Genomic DNA, 2,190 nt, shown 5'->3' with positions numbered 1-2,190 from the left:
CATCAGATACGTTCGCAAAGCCGAGGCGCACATGGCGGTGACCCCATCGTTGATGGTAGTGCCGTAGGCTTCGCACACCGACTTGATGCGGGTGAGGCAATAGGACTGGGCGGCGAAACGGCGGGAGCCGGTGATTTTCTGGTTCAACACGCTGCGTGGCGCGTGGAAGATGGAGTCGTACGCCGGGTCTTTACGGGCCTGGTTGATGGTTTTCAGCAGCTCTTTGGCCACCGTGGGAATGGTGCCCAGCTGCTTGCCAGACATCCCCAGCAGGTGGGTGATGCTGTGCCAGAGGGAGCTGCCCGGGTCGTCCCGGTCTGGCCGGGCTTTGCGGGGCAGGTCCCAGATGGGGGGGAGACCGGTGTCCTGCGGGTTGTCGCTGAGCATCCGGGTGGCCATGCGCATGGCGGATACGCCATCCACCAGGGAATGGTGAATCTTGGTGTAGATGGCAAACTGCCGATCCTTAAGCCCTTCAATCAGGTGTACTTCCCACATGGGCCGTTCTCGGTCCATCAAATGGGAATGCTCCGCCGACACAAATGCCAGTAACTCCCGGATACGGCCGGGGGTTGGCAAGGCCTCGAAACGGAAATGGTGTTCCAGGTCCAGGTGTTCGTCTTCCACCCACATTGGCTGACCCAGCTTGTAGCTCAGCCGCTGGTTAAACGGCGGCGTCACCTCAAATTTCTGCCTCAGCTCCTCCGCTAGCTGTGCCACATAATCATCCGGCGCGCCCTCGGGAAACGAGAATAACTGCAGGCCTCCCACATGCATGGGTTGCTGGCGCTTTTCCAGCCAGAGAAACAATTGGTCGGTGGGGCTCAGAGGTTTCACAGCGCAATCCTTGTTATTGATCTATGGGCCGATACTAGCGCAAGTCGGCCCAGGCTTTATTGACTTTATTAACCCGGTTCTGTGTTACCCAGGCGACTGCGCGGCAGTTGGGATCAGCGGTGGTCACCCCGCAAGGCTTTGACTTTTTCCTCCAGAAACGATGCGGAGGCCTGCTCCGGGCCAACGGGGTGGTCCGCCAGAAGGTGTATCCGAGACCAGAAGCGCTTCGGCAGGTGGCTGAATGCCGGGCCACCGCAGTGGCTGAAGAAACTGCCCCACAGGCCTCTCAGGGCCATCGGCACGACGGTGACCGGCCGGCGCTGCAGAATCATGTCCACACCGGGCTTGAAGGTATCCACCTCGCCGTCCTTGGTCAGTTTGCCTTCCGGGAAGATGCACACCAGATGGCCGGCGGCCAGCTCCTCGTCAATGCGGTCGAAGGCCGCTTCGTAGATTTCCGGGACCCTGGATTTCGGACCAATCGGGATGGTCTTGGCCAGCCGGAAGAAGCTGCCCATGATGGGGGTTGCGAAGATGTTGTGGTCCATCACAAAGCGCACCGGCCTGCGCACGGCACCGGCAATCACCAGGGCGTCCATGTAGGACACGTGGTTACACACCAACAGCGCTGGCCCTTCTTCGGGGATCCTGTCCAGGTGATGATGGCTGACCCGGTAAACGGTGTGGGACAGCACCCAGATCACAAAGCGCAGGGCAAAATCCGGCACCTGCTGATAGACAAAGCCCGCCACGATCAGGTTCATGATCGACAGCACCAGGAAAAACTCGGGAATGCYCAGCCCGATCACACCCAGCATCAGCATGGCCAGCAGGGCACTGATCACCATGAACAGGGCGTTAAAAATGTTGAGGGCGGCGATCACCCGCGCCCGGGTGTCTGGCGAGGCTTCTCGCTGAACATAGGCATACAGCGGCACGATAAACAGCCCGCCAAAGATGCCGATGGCCAGCAAGTCGATGGCCACCTGACGGTAATGGGGKTCGGTGATGATCATCCACCAGTCGGAGGGTATGGGCTGCTCGGGCATGTTGAAGTACAGGTCAATGCCGAAGAAACTGAGCCCGAGGGAGCCGATGGGCACAATGCCCAGCTCAATCTTGTGGCCGGACAGCCGCTCACAGGCAATGGAGCCGGCGGCAATACCAATGGTAAAAATGGCCAGCAGGATGGTGACTACGGTTTCGTCACCCATCAGGTGGGTTTTGGCAAAGTTGGGGAACTGGGTCAGGTAGGCTGCGCCGAGAAACCAGAACCAGGAGATGGCCAGAATGCTCAGGAACACATTGTGGTTTTCCCGGGCGATGGCCATCAGCTTCCAGGTTTCCTGGAGT

Annotated in this window: 2 protein-coding genes; both read right to left on the bottom strand. The window is 59.5% G+C overall.

Annotation, left to right across the window (positions count from 1 at the left end; all coding sequences use genetic code 11):
- The coding region (locus IQ216_RS13560) for a wax ester/triacylglycerol synthase domain-containing protein (RefSeq protein ID WP_370566755.1) at positions 1-837 on the bottom strand (837 nt) is incomplete at its 3' end.
- Positions 838-950: 113 nt separating this feature from the next.
- Positions 951-2,190, bottom strand: a 1,240-nt coding sequence (locus tag IQ216_RS13555; protein WP_193815889.1) for a 1-acyl-sn-glycerol-3-phosphate acyltransferase, incomplete at its 5' end; no start/stop codon positions are given.

The organism is Cyanobium sp. LEGE 06143 (assembly GCF_015207535.1).
Classification (GTDB): domain Bacteria; phylum Cyanobacteriota; class Cyanobacteriia; order PCC-6307; family Cyanobiaceae; genus NIES-981.
Note: the sequence above shows the minus strand (reverse complement) of the source record. Positions and strands in the feature narration are given on the sequence as shown.